22 protein-coding genes and 2 pseudogenes are annotated in these 23,154 nt (G+C 70.3%); 18 read left to right on the top strand and 6 right to left on the bottom strand.

From position 1 onward, the window contains the following. The 6 genes from A5700_RS23780 to A5700_RS23755 form a co-directional block, all read left to right on the top strand. Window positions 1-416 (top strand): GntR family transcriptional regulator (locus A5700_RS23780; RefSeq protein ID WP_156671411.1); only part of this gene is annotated, 416 nt, incomplete at its 5' end. Next, window positions 413-643: a ferredoxin family protein gene (locus tag A5700_RS23775; protein WP_068064761.1), complete on the top strand. Its 231-nt coding sequence runs from the start codon at window positions 413-415 to the stop codon at window positions 641-643. The genes A5700_RS23780 and A5700_RS23775, both read left to right, overlap by 4 nt. Window positions 644-670: 27 nt before the next feature. Further along, window positions 671-2,059 (top strand): ABC transporter substrate-binding protein, encoded by a 1,389-nt coding sequence (locus A5700_RS23770; RefSeq protein ID WP_068064764.1) that lies wholly within the window; start codon window positions 671-673, stop codon window positions 2,057-2,059. Next, window positions 2,056-2,913 (top strand): ABC transporter permease, encoded by an 858-nt coding sequence (locus A5700_RS23765; protein ID WP_068064767.1) that lies wholly within the window; start codon window positions 2,056-2,058, stop codon window positions 2,911-2,913. The genes A5700_RS23770 and A5700_RS23765 overlap by 4 nt, the downstream gene beginning before the upstream one ends. Then, window positions 2,910-3,656, top strand: a complete 747-nt coding sequence (locus tag A5700_RS23760; RefSeq protein ID WP_068064770.1) for an ABC transporter ATP-binding protein — start codon at window positions 2,910-2,912, stop codon at window positions 3,654-3,656. The genes A5700_RS23765 and A5700_RS23760 overlap by 4 nt, the downstream gene beginning before the upstream one ends. Continuing rightward, complete coding sequence (locus A5700_RS23755; protein WP_068064773.1) at window positions 3,653-6,349, top strand: fumarate reductase/succinate dehydrogenase flavoprotein subunit; 2,697 nt, start codon at window positions 3,653-3,655, stop codon at window positions 6,347-6,349. The genes A5700_RS23760 and A5700_RS23755 overlap by 4 nt, the downstream gene beginning before the upstream one ends. A 1-nt stretch (window position 6,350) precedes the next feature. Here A5700_RS23755 and A5700_RS23750 read toward each other — a convergent pair whose 3' ends face one another. Genes A5700_RS23750 through A5700_RS23735 form a run of 4 tightly spaced genes read right to left on the bottom strand, consistent with a single transcriptional unit; the run spans window position 6,351 to window position 9,841 of the window. Beyond that, a complete protein-coding gene (locus A5700_RS23750) occupies window positions 6,351-6,890 on the bottom strand; it encodes a GNAT family N-acetyltransferase (RefSeq protein WP_068064776.1) in 540 nt (179 codons plus the stop codon). 2 nt (window positions 6,891-6,892) lie between these two features. Then, window positions 6,893-8,098 (bottom strand): serine hydrolase, encoded by a 1,206-nt coding sequence (locus A5700_RS23745; RefSeq protein WP_068064779.1) that lies wholly within the window; start codon window positions 8,096-8,098, stop codon window positions 6,893-6,895. A gap of 42 nt (window positions 8,099-8,140) precedes the next feature. Then, window positions 8,141-9,328 carry a zinc-dependent alcohol dehydrogenase gene (locus tag A5700_RS23740; RefSeq protein ID WP_068064782.1) on the bottom strand — a complete coding sequence of 396 codons (1,188 nt, stop codon included), beginning with the start codon at window positions 9,326-9,328 and terminating at the stop codon, window positions 8,141-8,143. A gap of 12 nt (window positions 9,329-9,340) precedes the next feature. Further along, window positions 9,341-9,841, bottom strand: a complete 501-nt coding sequence (locus A5700_RS23735) for a hypothetical protein (protein WP_068205069.1) — start codon at window positions 9,839-9,841, stop codon at window positions 9,341-9,343. Between the two features lie 334 nt (window positions 9,842-10,175). Between A5700_RS23735 and A5700_RS26685 the strand changes: the two genes are divergently transcribed. Then, complete coding sequence (locus A5700_RS26685) at window positions 10,176-10,430, top strand: hypothetical protein (protein ID WP_197504171.1); 255 nt, start codon at window positions 10,176-10,178, stop codon at window positions 10,428-10,430. A gap of 73 nt (window positions 10,431-10,503) precedes the next feature. Here the strand turns inward: A5700_RS26685 and A5700_RS23730 are convergent. Beyond that, window positions 10,504-11,159, bottom strand: a pseudogene (locus tag A5700_RS23730) (HNH endonuclease signature motif containing protein); the annotation flags it as partial. A gap of 230 nt (window positions 11,160-11,389) precedes the next feature. Here A5700_RS23730 and A5700_RS26395 point away from each other — a divergent pair. Next, window positions 11,390-12,259 (top strand): hypothetical protein, encoded by an 870-nt coding sequence (locus A5700_RS26395; protein WP_156671410.1) that lies wholly within the window; start codon window positions 11,390-11,392, stop codon window positions 12,257-12,259. A 144-nt stretch (window positions 12,260-12,403) separates the two neighbouring features. Here A5700_RS26395 and A5700_RS26390 read toward each other — a convergent pair. Beyond that, window positions 12,404-12,708, bottom strand: a pseudogene (locus A5700_RS26390) (hypothetical protein); the annotation flags it as partial. Between the two features lie 75 nt (window positions 12,709-12,783). Between A5700_RS26390 and A5700_RS23715 the strand changes: the two are divergent. From A5700_RS23715 to pyrF, 10 genes are all read left to right on the top strand, one after another. Beyond that, window positions 12,784-13,494: a GntR family transcriptional regulator gene (locus tag A5700_RS23715; protein WP_082959769.1), complete on the top strand. Its 711-nt coding sequence runs from the start codon at window positions 12,784-12,786 to the stop codon at window positions 13,492-13,494. Beyond that, window positions 13,491-13,733 carry a sigma factor-like helix-turn-helix DNA-binding protein gene (locus A5700_RS23710; protein ID WP_068065998.1) on the top strand — a complete coding sequence of 81 codons (243 nt, stop codon included), beginning with the start codon at window positions 13,491-13,493 and terminating at the stop codon, window positions 13,731-13,733. The genes A5700_RS23715 and A5700_RS23710 overlap by 4 nt, the downstream gene beginning before the upstream one ends. A 96-nt stretch (window positions 13,734-13,829) precedes the next feature. After that, window positions 13,830-14,255, top strand: coding sequence for a cellulose-binding domain-containing protein (locus A5700_RS23705; protein WP_068066000.1), 426 nt, complete (start codon window positions 13,830-13,832; stop codon window positions 14,253-14,255). A 129-nt stretch (window positions 14,256-14,384) separates the two neighbouring features. Beyond that, on the top strand, window positions 14,385-14,969 hold the full coding sequence (gene pyrR, locus A5700_RS23700) for a bifunctional pyr operon transcriptional regulator/uracil phosphoribosyltransferase PyrR (RefSeq protein WP_068205065.1): 585 nt from the start codon (window positions 14,385-14,387) through the stop codon (window positions 14,967-14,969). Then, complete coding sequence (locus A5700_RS23695; RefSeq protein ID WP_068067144.1) at window positions 14,966-15,925, top strand: aspartate carbamoyltransferase catalytic subunit; 960 nt, start codon at window positions 14,966-14,968, stop codon at window positions 15,923-15,925. The genes pyrR and A5700_RS23695 overlap by 4 nt, the downstream gene beginning before the upstream one ends. Continuing rightward, window positions 15,922-17,226 (top strand): dihydroorotase, encoded by a 1,305-nt coding sequence (locus tag A5700_RS23690; protein WP_068205063.1) that lies wholly within the window; start codon window positions 15,922-15,924, stop codon window positions 17,224-17,226. Before A5700_RS23695 ends, A5700_RS23690 begins: the two co-directional genes overlap by 4 nt. Further along, window positions 17,223-17,744 carry a transporter gene (locus A5700_RS23685; RefSeq protein ID WP_068067337.1) on the top strand — a complete coding sequence of 174 codons (522 nt, stop codon included), beginning with the start codon at window positions 17,223-17,225 and terminating at the stop codon, window positions 17,742-17,744. Before A5700_RS23690 ends, A5700_RS23685 begins: the two co-directional genes overlap by 4 nt. Then, window positions 17,741-18,874: a glutamine-hydrolyzing carbamoyl-phosphate synthase small subunit gene (gene carA, locus A5700_RS23680; protein WP_068067150.1), complete on the top strand. Its 1,134-nt coding sequence runs from the start codon at window positions 17,741-17,743 to the stop codon at window positions 18,872-18,874. Before A5700_RS23685 ends, carA begins: the two co-directional genes overlap by 4 nt. Further along, on the top strand, window positions 18,874-22,251 hold the full coding sequence (carB, locus tag A5700_RS23675) for a carbamoyl-phosphate synthase large subunit (RefSeq protein ID WP_068067152.1): 3,378 nt from the start codon (window positions 18,874-18,876) through the stop codon (window positions 22,249-22,251). Before carA ends, carB begins: the two co-directional genes overlap by 1 nt. Further along, the gene (pyrF, locus tag A5700_RS23670; protein WP_068067155.1) at window positions 22,248-23,075 is read left to right on the top strand and encodes an orotidine-5'-phosphate decarboxylase; all 828 of its coding nucleotides are present in this window, start codon (window positions 22,248-22,250) and stop codon (window positions 23,073-23,075) included. The genes carB and pyrF overlap by 4 nt, the downstream gene beginning before the upstream one ends. Window positions 23,076-23,154 lie beyond the last annotated feature (79 nt).

Raw genomic sequence — 23,154 nt, 5'->3', positions numbered from 1 at the left:
TGCTCGTCACCGCCCCGCCGTCGGTGGCGCGCCGGTTGCGGCTGCAGCCCGGCGAACAGGCGGTGTTCGTCGAGCGGTTGCGTTACCTCGGCGAGCTGCCGCTCAGCCTGGACCTGACCTACCTGGCCCCGCAGGTCGGCCGGGGGGTCCTCGAATTCCCGCTCGAAGACAACGACCTGTTCGCGCTCATCGAGCAGGTCAGCGGGCAGCCGCTGGGCTCGGCGTCGCTGGCGCTGGAGGCCATTCCCGCCGACGCACACTCGGCGGCCACCTTGCAGGTGCCCGACGGCGCGTCCCTGCTGATGCTCGAGCGGCTTACCAGCCTGGCCGACGGCACGCCCGTCGACCTGGAATACATCCGCATGCGTGGTGACCGAATCACCATGCGCGGCAGCCTGAAACGGAGCGACGCATGACCCTGATCCACAACAGCCGCGCCGACGTGCCGGTGACCATCGACGAGTCGTTGTGTATCGACGGCTGCACGCTGTGCGTGGAGGTCTGCCCGCTCGACGCGCTGGCCATCAACCCCGACACCGGCAAGGCGTACATGCACGTCGACGAGTGCTGGTACTGCGGCCCCTGCGCGGCCCGCTGCCCCACGGGCGCGGTCACCGTCAACATGCCCTATCTGCTTCGCTGAAAACCCCTCACCCGCAAGGCCTTTGACATGAAACGACACGCCGCCCGGCTGGCGTCGGTCCTGTTCGCCGTGGCCATGGTCGCGTCCGGTTGCTCGCTGGAGTCCTTCTCGCAGTCCTCCGGCGTGGTGAACGTGGTCGTCGGATACCAGTCCAAGACCATCAACACCGTCACCGCGGGCACGCTGCTGCGCGCGCAGGGTTACCTCGAGCACCGGCTCGCCGACATCACCGCCCGCACCGGCACCAAATACGCGGTGCGGTGGCAGGATTACGACACCGGCGCCCCGATCACCGCGCAGATGCTGGCCGAAAAGATCGACATCGGGTCGATGGGCGACTACCCGATGCTCATCAACGGCTCCAAGACGCAGGCTAACCCGTTGGCCCGCACCGAGATGGTGTCCATCACCGGCTACAACCCCAAGGGTGCCCTGAACATGGTGGTGGTGTCGCCGGACTCGCCGGCGACCGGCCTGGCCGACCTCGCCGGCAGCAAGGTCTCGGCCAGCGTGGGGTCGGCCGGCCACGGCACCCTGGTGCGGGCGTTGGCCAAGGCCGGCATCAGCGGTGTCGAGGTGCTCAACCAGCAGCCGCAGGTCGGCGCGTCGGCCCTGGAATCCGGCCAGGTGAAAGCGCTTTCGCAGTTCGTTGCGTGGCCGGGCCTGCTGGTCTACCAGGGCAAGGCCAAGCTGCTCTACGACGGCGCCGAACTCAACCTGCCCACCCTGCACGGCGTGGTGGTGCGCCGCTCGTACGCGTCGGCCCACCCGGAGGTGCTCGCCGCCTTCCTGCAGGCGCAGCTCGACGCCACCGACTTTCTCAACGGGAAACCGCTCGAGGCCGCCCGCATCGTCGCGCAGGGCAGCGGGTTGCCGCAGGAAGTGGTCTACCTCTACAACGGGCCCGGGGGCACGTCGTTCGACCCCACGCTCAAGCCCTCGCTCATCGAGGCGCTCAAAAGCGATGTGCCGTACCTGAAGTCGATCGGCGACTTCGCCGACCTGAACGTGGACCGCTTCGCCGTCGACGAGCCGCTGCGCGCGGTGTTCACCGCGCGCGGTCTCGACTACGGTGCCGCGCGGGCGCGCAGCACCAACCCGTCCACCCTGACCGGTGACCCCGCGCTGGCGAGCGAACTGTGGCTGGACGGCGCCGACGCGACGCAGACCGTCGCCAACCCCACCGCGCTGCTGCGCGCCGTGCGCGACGCGCTGGGCCGGGGCGCCAAGGTGCGGGCGGCCTACGTGCCCGACGCCGAACTCGGCACCCGCTGGTTCGCGGACAAGGCGTTCTGGGTCAAGGACGGCCCGAACTATCTGCCCTTCGGCACCGTCGCCGGGGCCAACCGGTACCTCGCCGGCCATCCCGGCGGCGTCTCGACGAATTACCAACAAGCACTGGGAGGTTCGGTATGACGACCCAAGTGGTGGCCGACCAAGTCCTCGGCGTCGTCTCGACGCCGGCGTTGACCCGGCCGCGGCGGCGCGCCGGGCGCTGGCAGTCCCGGCTGCTGCGGCTGGCGTCGGTGGCCGCCGCGATCGGGCTGTGGCAGTTGCTCACCGCGGGCAAGGTGCGGCTGCTGCTGCGCTTCGACACGTTGCCCACCGTCACCGAAATCCTGCACGCGCTGCAGCGGCGGCTCGGCGCCGGTGACTACTGGCTGGACCTGGCGCAGTCGCTGCTGCGGATCCTGACCGGTTTCGGGTTGGCCGCGGTGGTGGGCGTCGCCACCGGCGTGCTGCTCGGCCGGTCGCGGGTGTTCGCCGATGTCTTCGGCCCGCTGGCCGAGCTGGCCCGCCCCATCCCGGCCATCGCCATGGTGCCGGTGGCGATCCTGCTGTTTCCGACCGACGAGGCCGGCATCGTGTTCATCACCTTCCTCGCGGCCTACTTTCCGATCATGGTCAGCACCCGGCACGCGGTGCGCGCGCTGCCCACCCTCTGGGAGGACTCGGTGCGCACCCTGGGCGGTGGCCGCGTCGACGTGCTCACCCAGGTGGTGCTGCCCGGCATCCTGCCGGGCGTCTTCGGCGGCCTGTCCGTGGGCATGGGTGTGGCGTGGATCTGCGTGATCTCCGCCGAGATGATCTCGGGCCGTCTCGGCGTCGGCTACCGCACCTGGCAGGACTACACGGTGCTGGCCTACCCGCAGGTGTTCGTCGGCATCATCACCATCGGCGTGCTCGGGTTCGCGACGTCGGCGACCGTCGAACTGATCGGCCGGCGGGTCACCCGGTGGCTGCCGCGCGCGCAGGAGGGACAGCGATGACCGCCACCGGCATGAGCCTCGAACTGGACCGAGTTCGGTTGTCCTACAACGGTCCCGCCGTCATCGACGGGTTGAGCCTGGCGGTGCGGCCGGGGGAAATCCTGGTCCTCACCGGGCCCTCGGGCTGCGGCAAGTCGACGGTGCTGCGGGCGCTGGCGGGGCTGCTGGCCCCCGACGCCGGCCGGGTGCTGGCCGACGGCGCGGAGGTCGGCACCACCTCCGGTGACCGGGGCATGGTGTTCCAGGACAACGCGCTGCTGCCCTGGCGCACGGTGCGGTCCAACATCGAGCTGGCGCTGCGGCTGCGCGGGGTGCCGCGCGCCGGGCGGCGCGAGGCGGCCGAGCGGTGGATCGCCGAGCTCGGGCTCACCGGCTTCGGCCACTACCTGCCCAAGAGCCTGTCGGGCGGCATGCGCCAGCGCGTGCAGTTGGCCCGCGGCCTGGCGGGGGCGCCGCGCGCCGTGATGATGGACGAGCCGTTCGGCGCGCTGGACACCCAGACCCGCGCGGCCATGCAGCGGCTGCTCATCGACACCTGGCGCACCCACCCGACCACCATCGTGTTCGTCACCCACGACGTCGACGAGGCGTTGGCGCTGGGAGACCGCGTGGTCGTGCTGGGCCGCGCGGGTGAGCCGGTGCGCGCGTCGATCGAGGTGCCGAATCCGCGCGGCGACGCCGCACCCGACGGGTTGCGCGCGCAGATCATCGCGGCGCTCAACCACATCGAGGCGGCGGCATGACCGAGATCCCCGATCCCGCCACCCCGGTGCGGCTCGACTGTGACGTGCTCGTCATCGGCGGCGGCACCGCCGGCACCATGGCGGCGCTGTCGGCGGCCGAAAACGGCGCGCAGGTGCTGCTGCTGGAGAAGGCCCATGTGCGGCACTCCGGTGCGTTGGCGATGGGCATGGACGGGGTCAACAACGCCGTCATCCCGGGCAAGGCCGAGCCCGAGGACTACGTCGCCGAGATCACCCGCGCCAACGACGGAATCGTCAACCAGCGCACCATCTACCAGACCGCGACCCGCGGGTTCGCGATGGTGCAGCGGCTCGAGCGTTACGGCGTGAAGTTCGAAAAGGACGAGCACGGCGAGTATGCGGTGCGCCGGGTACACCGCTCGGGCTCCTACGTGCTGCCCATGCCCGAAGGCAAGGACGTCAAAAAGGCGCTGTACCGAGTGCTGCGGCAACGCTCGATGCGGGAGAAGATCCAGATCGAAAACCGGCTGATGCCGGTGCGGGTGCTGGTCGACGGAGGCCGGGCCGTGGGCGCCGCGGCGCTGAACACGCGCACCGGCGAGTTCGTCACGGTGGGCGCCAAGGCGGTGATCCTGGCGACGGGGGCGTGCGGTCGGTTGGGCCTGCCCGCGTCGGGTTACCTGTACGGCACGTACGAGAACCCGACCAACGCCGGCGACGGGTATTCGATGGCCTACCACGCCGGGGCGGAGCTGTCGGGAATCGAGTGTTTCCAGGTCAATCCGCTGATCAAGGACTACAACGGGCCCGCCTGCGCCTACGTGGCCAACCCGTTCGGCGGGTATCAGGTCAACGCGGTGGGTGAGCGGTTCGTCGACTCCGACTACTGGTCGGGGCAGATGATGGCCGAGGTCAAGAGCGAGATCGACTCGGCCCGCGGGCCCATCTACCTGAAGGTCTCGCACCTGTCGGACGAGACGCTGACGTCGCTGGAAAACATCCTGCACACCACCGAGCGGCCCACCCGCGGCACGTTCCACGCCAACCGCGGCCATGACTACCGCACCCACGACATCGAGATGCACATCTCCGAGATCGGCCTGTGCAGTGGGCATTCGGCGTCGGGGGTGTGGGTCGACGAACACGCCCGCACCACGGTTCCCGGGCTGTACGCGGCGGGGGATTTGGCGTGCGTCCCGCACAACTACATGATCGGGGCGTTCGTCTTCGGTGACCTCGCCGGCACCCACGCCGCGGGCACGCTTGCCGAAGTGGCTGCGCCGCAACGCCTTCCGGAGGATCAGCTGCGCGCCGCGCACGAGCTGATCTACGCTCCGTTGCGGCATCCCGACGGCCCGCCGCAGCCGCAGGTCGAGTACAAGCTGCGCCGCTTCGTCAACGACTATGTGGCCCCGCCGAAGACGGCGGCCAAGCTGTCCATCGCGGTGCGCACGTTCGAGCGGATGCGCGCCGAAATCGACGAGATGGGCGCCCGCACGCCACACGAGTTGATGCGCGCGGTGGAAGTGTCGTTCATCCGGGACTGCGCCGAGATGGCGGCCCGTTCGTCGTTGACCCGCACCGAGTCTCGCTGGGGCCTTTACCATGACCGCGCCGATTTGCCCGGCCGCGACGACGTTCAGTGGGGCTACCACCTGAACCTGCGCAAGGGTGAGGGCGGCGACATGGTGTTCCTCAAGCGGCCGGTGGCGCCGTACCTGGTGTCGGTGCCGGAGTTCGACGGCCTGCCGCCGGTCGACCGGACGGTGCACCAGGTGGAGCAGCCGCCGCTGATCGGCGGCCAGGCGCCCGCAGGGTCGCCGATCGTCTCGCGCGCCCCGGCCGTCGAGCCGCCGTCGCCACGCATCGCCGAGGTGCTGGCGCTCGAGGAACCGTCGATCGACCAGCTGCGGCCGTACCTGGCCGACGAGGATCCGGGGGTGCGGCGTACCGCGGTGGCCACGCTCACCGAGCACATCCCCGACGGGTACGCACCCGCCCTGTTCGCGGCGCTGGACGACCCCGACGCCGCGGTCCGCCGCACCAGCGCCGAGGGCATCCGCGAGCTGGTCGAGGTGCTGCCCGATCCCGGCGGGGCGCAACCTTATCTGGAGTCCGCGGACACGGTGGTCCGCGCGGCCGCGGTGTATCTGTTGGCCGCGCGACGCGCCGGCGATAACGCCCAATACCGCCGGGCCGTGACCGATTCCGATCACCGGGTGCGGATCGAGGCGGTGCGGGCGCTGGTCTCGGTCGACGACGTCGACGGCGTGGTCGCGGCGGCCCGCGACGAGAACCGCGAGGTGCGGATCGCGGCCGCGGCCGGGTTGGCGACGCTGGGCGGCGGCGCCGACGCCGTGCGCGCTCTGATCACCGACCCGGACCCCCTGGTGCGCGCGGCGGCGCTCGCCGCGCTGGGCGCATTGGGTTGTGGCGACGGCGATGTCGCGGCGATCAAGCAGGCGCTGCGGGCGCCGGCCTGGCAGATCCGGGAGGGCGCGGCGCGGGCGCTGGCCGGCGCCGCGGCGGACGTGGCGGTGCCGCTGCTGGCCGAGTCGCTGGTCGACGCGCACCTCGACGTGCGCAAGGCCTCGGTGCTCAGCCTGACCAAGTGGGCCGGCGAGCCCGCGGCGCGCGACGCGCTCGGGATCGCGCTCAAGGACAGCGATGCCGACGTGCGCGCCTACGCGCGCCGGGCGCTCGACGAGGCCGCGTTCGCCGACAACCGGTGAGTCAGCGCAGGATCTTGGCGTAGAGCAGGCTGTCCTGCGGTTCGGGCCCCATGGTGGGGTAGACGGCGTGCCGGGCCAGCCGGCCCTCGAGGAAGAAGCCGGCGCGCTCGAGCAGCCGCGCGGAGCGCGTGTTATCGACGCTGCAGGTGGCCCAGACGCGGTACACGTCGCGGTCGGCGTCCAGGGCGGTGAGAAGCATGTCCAGCACCTCGGCCATCAGCCCCTTGCCCCACCAGCGGCGGCCCAGGCAATACCCGATCTCGACGGAGTGCGCGGCGCTGCGCCGGCAGCTCGCCAGCCCGACGACCTCGCCGCGGTGCCGCGACTCGATGACCCAGGTCCGCTCGTCCGCGCTGGCGTTGAGCTTCTCGGTGATCACCCGCCGGGTCGCCGCGACGTCGGGGTGCGGGGCCCAGAGCAGGTACTTGGTGACCTGCGGGTCGCGGGCCACCCGCTGAAACAGCGCGCCGGCGTCTTCGAGCGTGGGCGGCCGCAGCAGCAGCCGCGGCCCGGTGATGCGTTCCGGCGGGTAGTCGGGCACGGCTACAGGCCGAGCGCTTGGTAGGTGCGGCGGACAAATTTCGGTTGAGCCGTGCGCAGTTTCGCCAGTGACGTATTGCCCGCGACGGCCGTGGCCGCGTCGACGGTCAGGTCGGGAAGGTTCTGGATCAGATACAGCAGGATCAGGTCCGCGCCCGGATCGGCCTGCCACCACGTCCCGTAGGCGCCGGGCCAGCTGAACGTTCCCAGGCCGCCCGGCCCGAACAGCGGCCCGCTCTTGACGGGGTCGGTGACCACCGAGAGGTTCAGCCCGAAGCCGCGGCCCACCCAGTACGGGGCGCCCAGGAAGTTGTGCCGCTTCTGCTCGTCGGTGAGGCGGTCGGTGCGCATCAGGCGGACGGATTCTTCGGACAGCACCCGCACGCCGTCGACGGTCCCGCCGCCGAGGAGCATCCGGACGAATCGCAGATAGTCGTCGGCGGTCGACCACAGGCCGCCGCCGGCGTTGCAGAACGCCGGCGGGGTGATGTGGGGCGGCCCCATGACGCCGTGGTGCAGGCGGCTCTGCTCGTCCAACGAATACATGGTCGCCGCGCGGCGGCGCGCCTCGGGGGAGACGTAGAAGCCGGTGTCGGGCATGCCGGCCGGACCCAGGACCCGCTCGTCGAGGACTTCGTGGAACGGCTTGCCCTCGATGCGGGACGCGATGACACCCAGCAGGTCGATGGAGTGGCTGTAGGTGACGCGCTCGCCCGGTTGATGCACCAGCGGCAGCCGGGCCAGCTCGGCCACCCAGGCGTCGGGGCCCTGGTTGAACGGCAGCCGCAGGTAGGCCTTGGAGATCGGGCCGGACACCGAGAAGCCGTAGGCCAGCCCGCTGGTATGGGTGAGCAGGTCCTCGATCAGGATGGTGCGCGCCGCGGGATGGGTGCGGTCCAGCGGACCGAGCGGGTCGTCGAGCACGCGCAGGTCGGCCAGTTCCGGCGCCCAGCGTGTCACCGGGTCCTTCAGCGTCAGTTTGCCGTCGTCGACCAGGCTCATCACCACCGCCACGGTGATCGGCTTCGTCATCGACGCGATCCGGAACAGCGTGTCCCGCTGCATCGGCAGCCCCGCTTCGACGTCGCGGTAGCCGATCTCGTTGACCTGCAGCATTTCTCCGCGCTGCCAGACCGCCGTCACCGCTCCGGCGAGGAAGCCGGCGTCGCACACTTCGCGGATGGACGCCTGGTTGAGGTCCAGATTCACCCGGTTCAGGTTAGTGGGCGTCCCGGACGGGGCGGCGGGGAGTCAACGGGTGGCGCGGGCGCCGGGCCGCATCGCGACCCGGATGCAGTTGTCCTCTTTGTTCTTGAACAGGTCGTACGCACGCACACCGTCCTCGAGCGAAAGGTCGTGGGTGATCAGCTTGGCGGGGTCGAGGTCGCCCTGCTCGACGTAGTCGAAGAGCCGCTGCATGTAGCGCTGACCGTGCTGCTGCGCGGTTTTCATCGTCAGGCCCTTGTTGGTCAGCACTCCCATGGGGAACTTGTCGGTCAGCCCATACACCCCGAGCACCGACACCACCCCGCCCTTGCGGCACGCCAGGACGGCCTCACGCAACGCGGTGGCACGGTCGGTCTCCAGACGCAGCATCTGCTTGGCCCTGTCGTAGAGCTGCTGGACGCCGGTGCCGTGCCCCTCCATGCCGACCGCGTCGATGCAGGCGTCGGGCCCGCGGCCGCCCGTCAGCTCGCGCAGCGTCTCGTGCACGCTGTCGACCGCCTCGTAGTTCACGGTTTCGAGGCCGAACTCGTTGCGCGCCAAGGCCAATCGCTCCGGGATTCGGTCGATGACGATGGCCCGGTCGGCGCCGAGCAGCAACGCGCTGCGCGCGGCCATCAGGCCGACGCCGCCGGCGCCCCACACCGCGACGGTGTCGCCGCCCGCGATGTCGCAGAAGTCGGCGCCCATGAAGCCGGTGGGCACCGCGTCGGACAAAAACAGCGCCTGTTCGTCGGTGATGTCGCCGGGGATCGCGAAGCAGTTCGCGTCCCCGAACGGCACCCGCACGTATTCGGCGTGCGAGCCCGCGTACCCGCCGAAGGGATGTGTGTAGCCGTAGATCCCGCCGGAGGGGTAGCCCAGCAGCGGCTGCTGCAGTTCGGCGTTCGGATTGGTGGTGTCGCAGCACGAATAGAGTTCGTGCTCGCAATACCAGCAGCGGTCGCAGGCGATGAACGACGGCACCACCACGCGGTCGCCCACCTTGGTGTCGCGCACCTCGGCGCCGGTTTCGGTGACCACACCCATAAACTCGTGACCGAACACGTCGCCTTCGCGCATGCCGGGCAGGTAGCCATCGATGAAGTGCAGGTCCGACCCGCAGGTGGTGGTGAGCCGGACCTCGACGATGACGTCGTGGGGATTGAGGATCTTCGGGTCGTCGACGGTCTGGACCGAGAGGTCGTTGACGCCGTTCCAGCACAGTGCGCGCATGGTTGCCTTTCGTTACCGCGCGGAGGCCCGCGCGCTCGGGTTGGACCGCAGGGTCGGCACCTCGCCGGTCTGCATGAGCGCGCGCAGCCGGTAGAGCACCTTGTAGGCAGCCGCCCCGGCCAGCAGGCCGGGGGCGGGCGTCGTGGCGCGCAGGGTGACCTCGGTGCCCAGGTCGTGCGGCGCGGCCCGGTAGCTGATGGTGAGTTCGCTGCCGTCACCGACGAAGCCGACGCCGTCCTCCCGGGTCACCATGCGCGACTCCCAGGTGGCGTCGGGGCCTTCGAGCAGCCGCCAGCGGTACCGGTCGTCGCCGGACGCCTCGACCTCCGCGATGTCGCCCAACACCACCGACAGCTGCAGCGGATCACGCCAGAACTGCGCGATCCGGTCGACCGGGCAGGCGATGGTGACCGTCTGCGCGGTCGCCCGGGGCGGTTGGGCGTCCACTACCTTCTTCGCGGCCTCCTTGACCGAGCCCACGACTTTGTCCCTCGCGACGTCTAGATAGCCCACGCTTACTCCCTCCGTCGGGGCAGGCGGTACCCGGGCGCGCAACGGTCAAACGGCGCCTCGGGGAGTCGTCGTCTCCTGGCCGGTCAATCGGCCCTGCCGCCCCGAGGTGGGCCCCTGCTAACAGCGCGAAAAATTTGTTTTCGCCCGTGTTAATGCCGTCGGCGTCAGTGGTCGCGAGTCGACGCTTGCCGGGCGGCCTGGGGTGCGCCCCAACACCCGCGAAACCGCCTGCGCCACAGCCGATCTCGGGGATTCGCCGCTTCCCGTCGGCAAAGGTTGGGGAACGCGACGTGCCGCAAGCGTCCGTCAACCGGAGCGACTACAGTATCGAGTTGTGACTAAGCGACAAGCCAAGCCCGCGGCCGCGTGGTGCGCCTGCGTGTCCGCGCTGGTTTTCGCTGTGGGCGGCGTCACGGCGGTGCTGACGGCGACCGATGCCGCCGCGGCCCAACCCGTTATCTGCTTCATCGGCGTCAACTGCGGGTGTACGCGAAACTGCAACCCGCCGCACACGTTTGCCCCGGGCAGCGTCGAGGCCCCGCCACCTCCGGCGCCCGCCCCCGCGCTGCCCCCGTCGCCGAACCCCTAGCCGGCGTCGCCCGCAGCGGCGGCCATGACGTGGTGATCAACGCCCGCGGAGCTCCCGACTGACAACCCCGGCCGGCGATCGCAATACCGATACCGGTTTCCGGCTCGCTAACGTGCACCACGAGCCGTCCGGGTGTCGGTGGCGCCCCGGAGTGCTAGTGCGCCCCGGTGGGTGTCACGATTGCGCTGTATGGCAACCGGTGTCGTCGGTCGTTGTGATGACTCGCCAGCCGGGCGCTTCCTTGGCGTAGTTGCAATACACGCACAAGCCCAGCCCATTGACCGCGCTCGTCGGGCCGCCCCGGCCGCGCGGCCGGGCGTGGTCGTGATGGCGGATCGGGGCGTCGCAGTACGGCGTGCGGCAGCGTTGGTCGCGTACGTCGATGAAAGCGGCCAGTCCCGCGGGGAAGCGGCGCGCCCTCGACTCCATGGCCACCAGCGCCCCTGTGCGCGGATGCCGGTAGAACCGGCGCAGCGTCGCACGCGACCGGGTATCGCCAACCCCGCGGCCGACCAGGCGGCGGGCCACGGGCGCGGGGATCGGTCCGTACCCGCCCACCACGGCCGCGTGCGCGCCGCCACCTAGCAGCGTCTCGTCGGAGACCAGCAGGTTGACCGCGATCGGCTCCGCGGACCCCGCGGGCCGGCCCGTGACGCGCTCGACCAGGCCGTCGGCCATCACGTGGCCTCGCGGCCGCCCGTCGAAGGTGGTGTCGGCGGCCCGCCTCAAGACTGTCGAGTTTGTGCACTTATGCACTCCAGCCGTGTCGGCACCCGCAGATACCGTCACCCCGTGATCGTCAAACGCGTTACATAGGTAGCACTGACCCAAACTACTGAGCCCACCCGCAGCGATCACACGTCGTTCCCCGGCACCCAGCTTTTCCGGGTCGAGTGGACGGAACTGCGGAACGGGAAACCGACCGAACTGCGGCAGTCCCACTACACCGAGGCCGCAGCGTGCAGGCATGTAGATGGGTTGCTGGCGATGTTGACAGAAGGCGCGAATACCGGCTGCCCGGCAAGGGGCGGCCGGTAACCTTCAACCCGCAAGCGCACGATCAGACGGGGGGCCTGCCGGTGCCTGCTACAACCGTTGTCGCTCCGCCTTGGATCGCCGACCTGCCGACGGAGGACCGAGGCTTCCACCTCCCGGCTGAGGTCGGCTGGGTAGATGGAAAACCTCGAATCGACCAGAACGACCCCGTGCGGTCGTTCTGTCTGATGATCGGAAAGGCCTGTGCCGTATGCGGCCATCCCCTGGAACCGGGCGGACTGGTCTACCGCGTATGGGGCGACCATGACGCGAAACACATCAGAGACGCCGAGCGCGACCGATCGCACGACGATGCAGGTCCCGTGCACTGGTCATGCATCGTGTATTCGGCCATGGTCTGTCCGCATATGAGTAGCGATAGATCCAGGCTCCGTAAAGGCAACACCATGAACCCCGGTGTCGAGCGTGGACGCGAAGCAGTCATCATCGGCTTTCAACAAACCGGCATCCTCTTCCCAACAAGGCCGACAGCGGGGCCGGGCCCCCAACCCATGGGCATCTTCAACGGACTGAAAAAGTATTGGCCCTACAAGAACGGCCGCGAGCTCGAAAATCTCTATGCGAAAGCAGTCGAACACGACACGGGTTTCATAGACGCGTCGCAGCCACGGCTGTTCTGGACGGACGCCGCGAATGACGTAGCCGACCTTCGGCAGCGATTCGTCGACGGGCAGCAGCAGCTATCGCAGCGGGCACCCGACTACCGAATCAACGTTCAACGCACCGCGCCCGGTTCACCTAACGCGGGTCTGTACTCGGCGTACCTTCTGTAACTCAACCGTCAGCTATTCGCTTGGCAGCAGCCGGTCGTCGGCGGTCAGCACCAACAGATCGTTGGGCTCACCGGCCCAGTACACGGGATGCCAGTCAGGCAACTCCCACCGATACAACCTATACGCCTGCTCCTGGGCCAGCAGATCAAGCGCGGCCAGGGTGTGCGGCATCTCGTACACCAACGCCTTGGCGAACCCCAGATGCCGGCTGCCGCGCGCCGGGAAATCCCGCCGCGCCAGCGCGATCTCGCTGGCCACGCCCCGACCGCACTGGGCGGCCGGCACGCCGGCGTTGCTCTCGTCCCGTCGCCGCGAGGCATCCAGCGCCGCAGCAGCCCGCGCCTGCCCGCGGCGGCGGACTTCACCCGCTTCAGCTCCGCGGTCCGCCCGGTCAGCGCCGCCTCGTGCGCTCGCGGCGGTTCATCGGACGTGGCGCTGCCTCCCGACAACGCGCGTAGCTACATGTCTCGCCGTCGCGGCGCTAGGCATATACAATCGCTCCAACCGGTATACAGGATGGTGCGATGGCATACGGAACTGCGGCGGAACGGGTGGCGGCGCAGCTGCGCTCGGAGATTCTGCACGGCGGCTTGGCGCCCGGGGCAAAGCTCTCCCAGCACAGCCTGGCCGCCCGGTTCTCGGTGAGCCGCATTCCGGTTCGTGACGCGCTGCAGATCCTCGCCGGTGAAGGCCTGGTGGATCCGACGTCCAACGCGACCGCGGCTGTGCGGGGAATGTCGGTGGCGGAGTTGCAGGAGCTCTACGAGCTGCGCGAGGCGGTTGAGCCGCTCGCCACCCAGATCGCCGTCCCGAACGTCGGCCGGGCGGACCTGCTGACCATGCGCAGGCAGCTCGAGATCATGGAGGAGTATGCCGACGCGCGCACCTGGCTGACCGCCAACGCGGACTTCCACGCGGCGGTGTACCAGCGCGCGAACCGCCCGCGAATGATCGAGCTCGTCGAACGATTACGCGGGCTGACCGACCGCTACCTCTACGTCCACCTCGAGGTGATCGGGCAGACCGAGCACCTGGTGCGAGAACACCTGGACATCCTGGCGGCCGTCGAGGCCGGCGACGCCGCGTTGGCCGCCCGCCTGGTCCGCGAGCACCTGGCGACGTCGCACGACTTCATCCTCGGCTACCTGCTGGAAAAGGAGGTCGGGCACGCCGGTAACTCGCTGGCGGTGACGGCCGGCGTCGACGGCCACCGCACGACGGACGTGCCCTCGTGAAAGCCCAGGGGATCGACGCGTTGGGTGCGCTGTTCGACCGCGCGGCGGTGTCGGAGGCACTCGATCGCCTGGAGCAGTCGCATCGCGAGGTCTTCGTGCGGGCATACTGCCTGCGCTGGACGACGCGCCGGATCGCGGCCGACCTGAACATCACCGAACCGGTGGTGAAGTGTCGCCTGCACCATGCCCTGCACGCCTTGCGCCGGGACCTCGACTACTTGCTGCCGCATCGACGCTAGCCCGGATTTCGTGACGGTTGCGGTTACGCAAAGGTCCGGCAGCGCACCCGCGCCGCGGGGGTGAGTTCACAAAGCCGGGCTCTAGTCTTGGGTGCTATGGCCGGACTGAACATCTCCGTGAAACGCTGGCGCGCAGCGCTTCCCGTGATCGTCTCGGCGGCGATCACCGCCACCGCGGGGCTCGCTATCGCCCCGGCGGCTCACGCGGCCGCGGTTACGGCGACGCTGTCGGTGTCCCACGCGTGGCAGGACGGCTTCATCGCCCACTTCACCGTCACCAACGCCAGTGCGGCGACGCTGCCCGATTGGAAGCTCGAGTTCGACCTGCCGGCCAACGAGTCCGTCCTGCACACCTGGAACAGCACCGTCACCCAGTCCGGCACTCACTACATCCTCACGCCCGCCAACTGGAATCACTCCATCGCGCCCGGGAGCTCGGCCACCGGCGGTTTCCGGGGCGTGGTCACCGGCACCTACGCGCCACCGACGAACTGTCTGCTCAACGGGCAGTACTGCGCTTAGCGACGCCGGCGTGCCGGTGTTTGCCGACACGCCGCCGCGACCTCGCGTGAAGAGATGCTAGGCTGCCGGGCAGTCGACATCCTTTAACGATCCGTCCGGAGAGGCGGAGAAGGAGGTCAAGGTTTTCGCATGGGTGCTGCGGGCGACGCCGGCTCTGCCGGTATCAAGGGCGGCGAGTCCCGGGAGTTGATGTCGGCGGCCGACGTGGGCCGCACCATCTCCCGTATCGCGCATCAGATCATCGAAAAGACCGCGTTGGACGCGCCGGATGCGCCGCGCGTGGTGCTGTTGGGCATCCCGACCCGCGGGGTCATCCTCGCCAACCGGCTGGCCGCTCACATCGGCGAATACAGCGGCGTGCAGGTCGGGCACGGCGCCCTGGACATCACGCTGTACCGCGACGACCTGATGCAGAAGCCGCCCCGTCCGCTGGAGGCCACCGCGATCCCGGCGGGCGGCATCGACGGCGCCCTGGTGATCCTGGTCGACGACGTCCTGTACTCCGGCCGCTCGGTGCGTTCCGCGCTCGACGCGCTGCGCGACGTCGGCCGCCCCCGGGTGGTGCAGCTGGCGGTGCTGGTGGACCGCGGCCACCGCGAGCTGCCGCTGCGCGCCGACTACGTCGGCAAGAACGTCCCCACCTCGCGCACCGAGAGCGTGCACGTCCTGCTGAGCGAGCACGACGACCGCGACGGGGTGGTGATTTCCCGATGACCCGCCACCTTCTCGCCGCCGGTGACCTGACCCGCGACGACGCCACCGCCATCCTCGACGACGCCGACCGGTTCTCCCAGGCGCTGGTGGGCCGCGAGATCAAGAAGCTGCCGACGCTGCGCGGCCGCACGATCATCACGATGTTCTACGAGAACTCCACCCGCACCCGGGTGTCGTTCGAGGTGGCCGGCAAATGGATGAGCGCCGACGTCATCAACGTCAGCGCGACGGGGTCGTCCGTCGGCAAGGGGGAGTCGCTGCGCGACACCGCCCTGACCCTGCGCGCGGCCGGCGCCGACGCGCTCATCATTCGCCACCCGGCCTCTGGGGCGGCTCACCTACTCGCCGACTGGACTGCGGCGCAGGAGAATTCGGGTCCGTCGGTGATCAACGCCGGCGACGGCACGCACGAGCACCCGACCCAGGCGCTGCTGGACGCGTTGACCATCCGCCAGCGGCTGGGTGGCATCGAGGGTCGGCGCGTCGTGATCGTCGGCGACATCCTGCACAGCCGGGTCGCGCGCTCGAACGTGATGCTGCTGCACACCCTGGGCGCGGAGGTAGTGCTGGTCGCCCCGCCGACGCTGCTGCCGGTGGGGGTCGACGGCTGGCCCGTCACCGTCACCGGGGACCTCGACGCCGAGCTGCCCGCCGCCGACGCGGTGCTGATGCTGCGGGTGCAGGCCGAGCGGATGAACGGCGGCTTCTTCCCGTCGGTGCGCGAATACTCCGCCCGCTACGGGCTCTCCGATCGGCGCCAGGCGCTGCTGCCCGGTCACGCCGTGGTGCTGCACCCCGGCCCGATGCTGCGCGGCATGGAGATCGCCTCCTCGGTGGCCGACTCCTCGCAATCGGCAGTGCTGCAACAGGTTTCCAACGGTGTGCACGTGCGGATGGCGGTGCTGTTCCACGTGCTGGTCGGCACCGAGTCCGCCGGGGAGGTGGGTGTGGCGTGACGGTGCTGATCCGCGGCGTGCGGTTGTACGGGGAGGGCGACCCCGTCGACGTGCTCGTCGACGTTCCCGGCTTCGAGGGTCAGATCGCCCGGATCGGGACCGGCCTCGACGTCCCCGACACGGCCGACGTGCTCGACGCGGCCGGGCAGGTGTTGCTGCCCGGGTTCGTCGACCTGCACACCCACCTGCGCGAGCCGGGCCGCGAATACGCCGAGGACATCGAAACCGGCTCGGCCGCAGCGGCGTTGGGCGGCTACACCGCGGTCTTCGCGATGGCCAACACCAACCCGGTCGCCGACAGCCCGGTGGTCACCGACCACGTATGGCACCGCGGTCAGCAGGTCGGCCTCGTCGATGTGCACCCCGTGGGAGCCGTCACCGTCGGCCTGGCCGGCACCGAACTCACCGAGATGGGCATGATGGCCGCCGGTGCCGCCCAGGTCCGGATGTTCTCCGACGACGGTGTCTGCGTGCACGACCCGCTGGTGATGCGTCGCGCCCTGGAATACGCCACCGGCCTCGGTGTGCTGGTCGCGCAGCACGCCGAGGAGCCCCGGTTGACCGTCGGTGCGGTCGCCCACGAGGGACCCACCGCCGCGCGCCTCGGCTTGTCGGGGTGGCCGCGGGCGGCCGAGGAGTCGATCGTCGCGCGCGACGCGCTGCTGGCGCGTGACGCCGGCGCCCGGGTGCACATCTGCCACGCCTCCACCGCCGGCACCGTCGAGTTGCTGAAATGGGCTAAGGCGCAAGGAATTTCGATCACTGCCGAGGTCACCCCGCACCACCTGATGCTCGACGACGGCAGGCTGGCCAGCTACGAAGGGGTGAATCGCGTCAACCCGCCGCTGCGGGAGGCCACCGACGCCGCGGCGCTGCGCGAGGCGCTGGCCGCCGGCGTCATCGACTGCGTGGCCACCGATCACGCGCCGCACGCCGAGCACGAGAAGTGCTGCGAGTTCTCCGCCGCGCGGCCCGGCATGCTGGGGCTGCAGACGGCGCTGTCGGTCGTGGTGCAGACCATGGTGGTGCCGGGGCTGTTGGATTGGCGCGGCGTGGCCCGGGTGATGAGCGAGAACCCCGCGCGCATCGTCGGGTTGCCGGACCAGGGCCGGCCGCTAGAGGTCGGCGAACCGGCCAACCTCACGGTCGTCGACCCGGACGCCACCTGGACCGTCGCCGGGTCCGGCTTGGCCAGCCGGTCGGCCAACACGCCGTTCGAGGCGATGACCCTGCCCGCCACCGTGACCGCCACCCTGTTGCGCGGCACGGTGACCGCGCGAGAAGGGAAGTGCCCGGCATGAATTCCGGCACCTTGGTCGGGTCGCTCATCTTCGCGGCCGTGCTGGTGGTGGTCATCGCCGTGGTGATTCAGCTGATGATGCGCGGCTGGCGACACCGCGCGCAGCGGCAGACGGAGCTCATCGGTGAACTGCCCGACGTGCCCGACACCGTCGGCGCCGCGATCGCCACCATCCCGGGCGTCTATGTCGGCTGCACGCTGGCACCGGCGTGGAACGACCGGATCACGGCCGGCGACCTGGGATACCGCAGCAAGGCGGTGTTGACCCGATACTCCGCGGGCATCCTGCTCGAGCGCATCCGCGCCAACCCCATCTGGATTCCGCAGGAAGCGATTTCGGCCGTCCGCACGGAGCGCGGCATGGCCGGCAAGGTCGCCGGCAAGAACTCGATCCTGGCGATTCGCTGGCGGCTGCCCTCGGGCGTCGAGATCGACACCGGATTTCGGGGCAACGACCGCCACGACTATGACGGGTGGCTGGAAGACCGGCGGGACGGCCGGGAGGAAGAGGTAGCGTGAGCAAGGCGCAGTTGGTTCTCGAAGACGGCCGCGTCTTCACCGGCACGGCGTTCGGCAAGGTCGGTCAAACGCTGGGCGAGGCGGTGTTTTCCACCGGCATGTCCGGCTACCAGGAGACGCTGACCGACCCGAGCTATCACCGCCAGATCGTGGTGGCCACCGCCCCGCAGATCGGCAACACCGGCTGGAACTCCGAGGACGCCGAGAGCCGCGGCGACAAGATCTGGGTGGCCGGGTACGCGGTGCGCGATCCGTCGCCGCGGGTGTCGAACTGGCGCGCCAACGGCACCCTGGAGGACGAGCTGGTCCGTCAGCAGATCGTCGGGATCGCCGGCATCGACACCCGCGCGGTGGTGCGGCACCTGCGCACCCGCGGGTCCATGAAGGCCGGGGTGTTCTCCGGCGACGCGCTCGCCGACCCGCAGGAACTGGTGCGACGCGTGCGGGAGCAGCCCTCGATGCTGGGTGCCGACCTCGCGGGGGAGGTCACCACGCCCGACGCTTACGTCGTGGATCCCGAAGGGCCGCAACGGTTCACCGTCGCCGCCCTGGACCTGGGCATCAAGACCAACACGCCGCGCAACTTCGCCCGGCGCGGCATCCGCACCCACGTCCTGCCGTCGTCGGCGACGTTCGAGCGGATCGCCGACCTGCAACCCGACGGCGTCTTCTTGTCCAACGGCCCCGGCGATCCGGCGACCGCCGACCATGTGGTCGCGCTCACCCGCGAGGTGCTGGGCGCCGGGATCCCGCTGTTCGGCATCTGCTTCGGCAACCAGATTCTGGGCCGCGCGCTGGGACTGTCCACCTACAAGATGGTCTTCGGGCACCGCGGCATCAACATCCCGGTGATCGACCACGTGACCGGCCGGGTGGCCGTCACCTCCCAGAACCACGGCTTCGCGCTGGAGGGGGAGGCCGGCCAGCGGTTCGACACCCCGTTCGGCCCGGCGGTCGTGAGCCACACCTGCGCCAACGACGGGGTGGTCGAGGGCGTCAAACTCGTTGACGGACCCGCGTTTTCGGTGCAGTACCATCCCGAGGCCGCGGGCGGGCCGCACGATGCGGAGTACCTGTTCGACCAGTTCATCGATCTGATGGCGGAGCAACATCGCGGAAAGGGGCGCTAGTGCCGCGTCGCACCGACCTCAAGCACGTGCTGGTGATCGGCTCCGGGCCGATCGTGATCGGCCAGGCCGCCGAATTCGACTATTCGGGCACCCAGGCCTGCCGGGTGCTGCGCGCCGAGGGCCTGCAGGTCAGCCTGATCAACTCCAACCCGGCGACCATCATGACCGACCCGGAATACGCCGACTTCACCTACGTCGAGCCGATCACCCCGGCCTTCGTCGAACGGGTGATCGCCCAGCAGGCCCAGCGCGGCAACAAGATCGACGCGGTGCTGGCCACCCTCGGCGGGCAGACGGCGCTCAATACCGCGGTCGCGCTGTACGAGAACGGGGCGCTGGAGCGCTACGGCGTCGAGCTGATCGGCGCCGATTTCGACGCCATCCAGCGCGGCGAGGACCGGCAGCGGTTCAAAGACATCGTCGCCAAGGTCGGCGGTGAATCCGCCCGCAGCCGCGTGTGTTTCACCATGGACGAGGTCCGCGAGACCGTCGCCGAGCTGGGCCTGCCGGTGGTGGTCCGGCCCAGCTTCACCATGGGTGGGCTGGGGTCGGGCATGGCCGACTCCGCCGAGGCCGTCGAGCGGATGGCCGGCGCCGGCCTGGCCGCCTCGCCCAGCGCCAACGTCCTGATCGAGGAATCCATCTACGGCTGGAAGGAATACGAACTCGAGCTGATGCGCGACGGCCGCGACAACGTGGTGGTCGTGTGCTCGATCGAGAACGTCGACCCGATGGGCGTGCACACCGGCGACTCGGTCACCGTCGCGCCGGCCATGACGCTGACCGACCGCGAATACCAGCGGATGCGCGACCTCGGCATCGCCATCCTGCGCGAGGTCGGCGTCGACACCGGCGGCTGCAACATCCAATTCGCGATCGACCCGAGCGACGGCCGGCTGATCGTCATCGAGATGAACCCGCGGGTGTCGCGCTCGAGCGCGTTGGCGTCCAAGGCCACCGGCTTCCCAATCGCCAAGATCGCCGCCAAGCTGGCCATCGGTTACACGCTGGACGAGATCGTCAACGACATCACCAAGGAGACGCCCGCCTGCTTCGAGCCCACCCTGGACTACGTCGTGGTCAAGGCGCCGCGGTTCGCGTTCGAGAAGTTTCCCGGCGCCGACCCCACCCTGACCACCACGATGAAGTCGGTCGGCGAGGCGATGGCGTTGGGCCGCAACTTCGTCGAGGCGCTCGGCAAGGTGATGCGGTCCCTGGAGACCACCCGCGCCGGGTTCTGGACCAAACCCGATGATCCGGCGGCGGCCGAAAACGGGCCGGCCGAGGTGCTGGCCCGGCTGCGCACGCCCACCGAGGGCCGGCTCTACGACATCGAGCTGGCGCTGCGGCTGGGTGCCTCGATCGAGGACGTCGCGCAGGCCAGCGGCGTCGATCCGTGGTTCGTCGCGCAGATCGCCGAGCTCGGCAGGCTGCGCAGCGAACTGATCGACGCGCCCGTCCTCGACGCGGACCTGCTGCGCAGGGCCAAGCACAGCGGCCTTTCCGACCGCCAGATCGCCGCGCTGCGGCCCGAGCTGGCGGGGGAGAACGGGGTGCGGTCGCTGCGCGAGCGCCTCGGCGTCCACCCGGTCTACAAGACGGTGGACACCTGCGCGGCGGAATTCGAGGCCAAGACGCCGTACCACTACAGCGCCTACGAACTCGACCCGGCGGCCGAGACCGAGGTGGCCCCGCAGACCGAGAGGCCCAAGGTGCTGATCCTGGGCTCGGGTCCCAACCGCATCGGCCAGGGCATCGAGTTCGACTACAGCTGCGTGCACGCGGCAAAGACGTTGTCCCAGGCCGGGTTCGAGACCGTGATGGTGAACTGCAACCCGGAGACGGTGTCCACCGACTACGACACCGCCGACCGGCTGTACTTCGAGCCGCTGACGTTCGAGGACGTGCTCGAGGTCTTCCACGCCGAGGCGCAGTCCGGCGCGGGCGGCCCCGGCGTCGTCGGGGTGATCGTGCAACTCGGCGGGCAAACCCCGCTCGGCCTGGCGCAGCGCCTGGCCGACGCGGGGGTGCCCATCGTGGGCACGCCGCCGGAAGCCATCGACCTGGCCGAGGACCGGGGCGCCTTCGGCGACGTGCTCGCCACCGCGGGCCTGCCGGCGCCGAAATACGGCATGGCCACGACGTTCGCGCAGGCCCGCCGGATCGCCGAGGACATCGGCTACCCGGTCCTGGTGCGGCCGTCGTACGTGCTCGGCGGGCGTGGCATGGAGATCGTCTACGACCAGGACACGCTGCGCGACTACATCACCCGCGCCACCGAGCTGTCCCCGGAGCATCCGGTGCTCGTCGACCGCTTCCTCGAGGACGCGGTGGAGATCGACGTCGACGCGCTGTGCGACGGCACCGAGGTCTACATCGGCGGGATCATGGAGCACATCGAGGAAGCCGGCATCCACTCCGGTGACTCGGCGTGCGCGCTGCCGCCGGTGACGCTGGGGCGCAGCGACATCGAGAAGGTGCGCCGCGCGACCGAGGCCATCGCGCACGGCATCGGCGTGGTGGGGCTGCTCAACGTGCAGTACGCGCTCAAGGACGACGTCCTCTACGTCCTGGAGGCCAACCCGCGCGCCAGCCGCACGGTGCCGTTCGTGTCGAAGGCCACCGCGGTGCCCCTCGCCAAGGCGTGCGCGCGAGTCATGTTGGGCGCCAGCATCGCGACGCTGCGCGAGGAAGGGATGTTGGCCGCGTCGGGGGACGGCGCCCACGCCGCGCACGACGCGCCCATCGCGGTCAAGGAGGCCGTGCTGCCGTTCCACCGGTTCCGCCGCGTCGACGGGGCCGCCATCGACTCGCTGCTCGGCCCGGAGATGAAGTCCACCGGTGAGGTGATGGGCATCGACCGCGACTTCGGCACCGCCTTCGCCAAGAGCCAGACCGCGGCCTACGGATCGTTGCCGGCGCAGGGCACGGTGTTCGTCTCGGTCGCCAACCGCGACAAGCGGTCGCTGGTGTTCCCCGTCAAGCGCCTGGCCGACTTGGGATTTCGGGTGCTGGCCACCGAGGGGACCGCGGAAACCTTGCGCCGCAATGGGATTCCGTGCGACGAGGTGCGCAAGCACTTCGAGCCCCCGCAGCCGGGGCGCCCGACGGCCTCGGCGGTGGACGCCATCAGGGCCGGCGAGGTCGACATGGTGATCAACACCCCCTACGGCAACTCCGGCCCCCGCGTCGACGGCTACGAGATCCGTTCGGCCGCGGTGTCGGTCAACATCCCGTGCGTCACCACGGTGCAGGGCGCCTCGGCGGCCATCCAGGGCATCGAGGCGGGCATCCGCGGCGACATCGGGGTGCGCTGCCTGCAGGAGCTGCACAGCCAGCTCGGCACCGGGGCCGCCGTGGGGGACGAGGCGCCGTGACCGGGTTCGGCGCCCGGTTGGCCGCGGCCAAAGCCAGCCGCGGGCCGCTGTGCCTGGGCATCGACCCGCACACCGAGCTGCTGCGGGCCTGGGGCCTGCCCACCAGCGCCGACGGGCTGGCGGCCTTCAGCGACATCTGCGTCGAGGCGTTCGCCGGATTCGCCGTCGTCAAACCGCAGGTGGCGTTCTTCGAGGCGTACGGCGCGGCGGGCTTCGCCGTGCTCGAACGCACCATCGCCGCGCTGCGGGCGGCCGGCGTGCTGGTGCTCGCCGACGCCAAGCGCGGTGACATCGGCACGACCATGGCCGCCTACGCCACGGCGTGGGCGGGCGACTCCCCGCTGGCCGCGGACGCCGTGACGGCCGCCCCCTACCTCGGGTTCGGCTCCCTGCGGCCGCTGCTCGAGACCGCCGCGGCCAACGACCGCGGGGTGTTCGTGCTGGCCGCCACCTCCAACCCGGAGGGCGCGACGGTGCAGCGCGCCGCGTTCGACGGCCGCACGGTCGCGCAGCTGGTCGTCGACCAGGCCGCCGTGGTGAACCGGTCGGCCGCCCCGTTCGGGCCCGGCTACGTCGGCGTCGTGGTCGGCGCGACGGTCCTCACGCCGCCCGACCTGAGCGCGCTGGGCGGCCCGGTCCTGGTGCCCGGCCTCGGCGTGCAGGGCGGCCGGCCCGAGGGGCTGGCCGGGCTCGGCGGGGCCGACCCCGGGCAGCTGCTGCCCGCGGTGGCCCGCGAGGTGCTGCGCGCCGGCCCGAACGTGGCGGACCTGCGGGCCGCCGCCGAACGGATGCTGGACGCCGTGTCCTACCTGCAGTCGCTCTAGCCAGACGCCGCCGCGGCGCCCGCGCAGGGGCGCCGACCTGCAGCGACCGCCGGCGCGACACGCGCGACACGGCACGAAA

This window comes from Mycobacterium sp. E1214 (assembly GCF_001666755.1).
In the GTDB taxonomy this organism is placed as follows: Bacteria; Actinomycetota; Actinomycetes; order Mycobacteriales; family Mycobacteriaceae; genus Mycobacterium.
The sequence above is the reverse complement of the archived record's forward strand: the minus strand, read 5'-3'. Positions and strand labels throughout refer to the sequence as shown.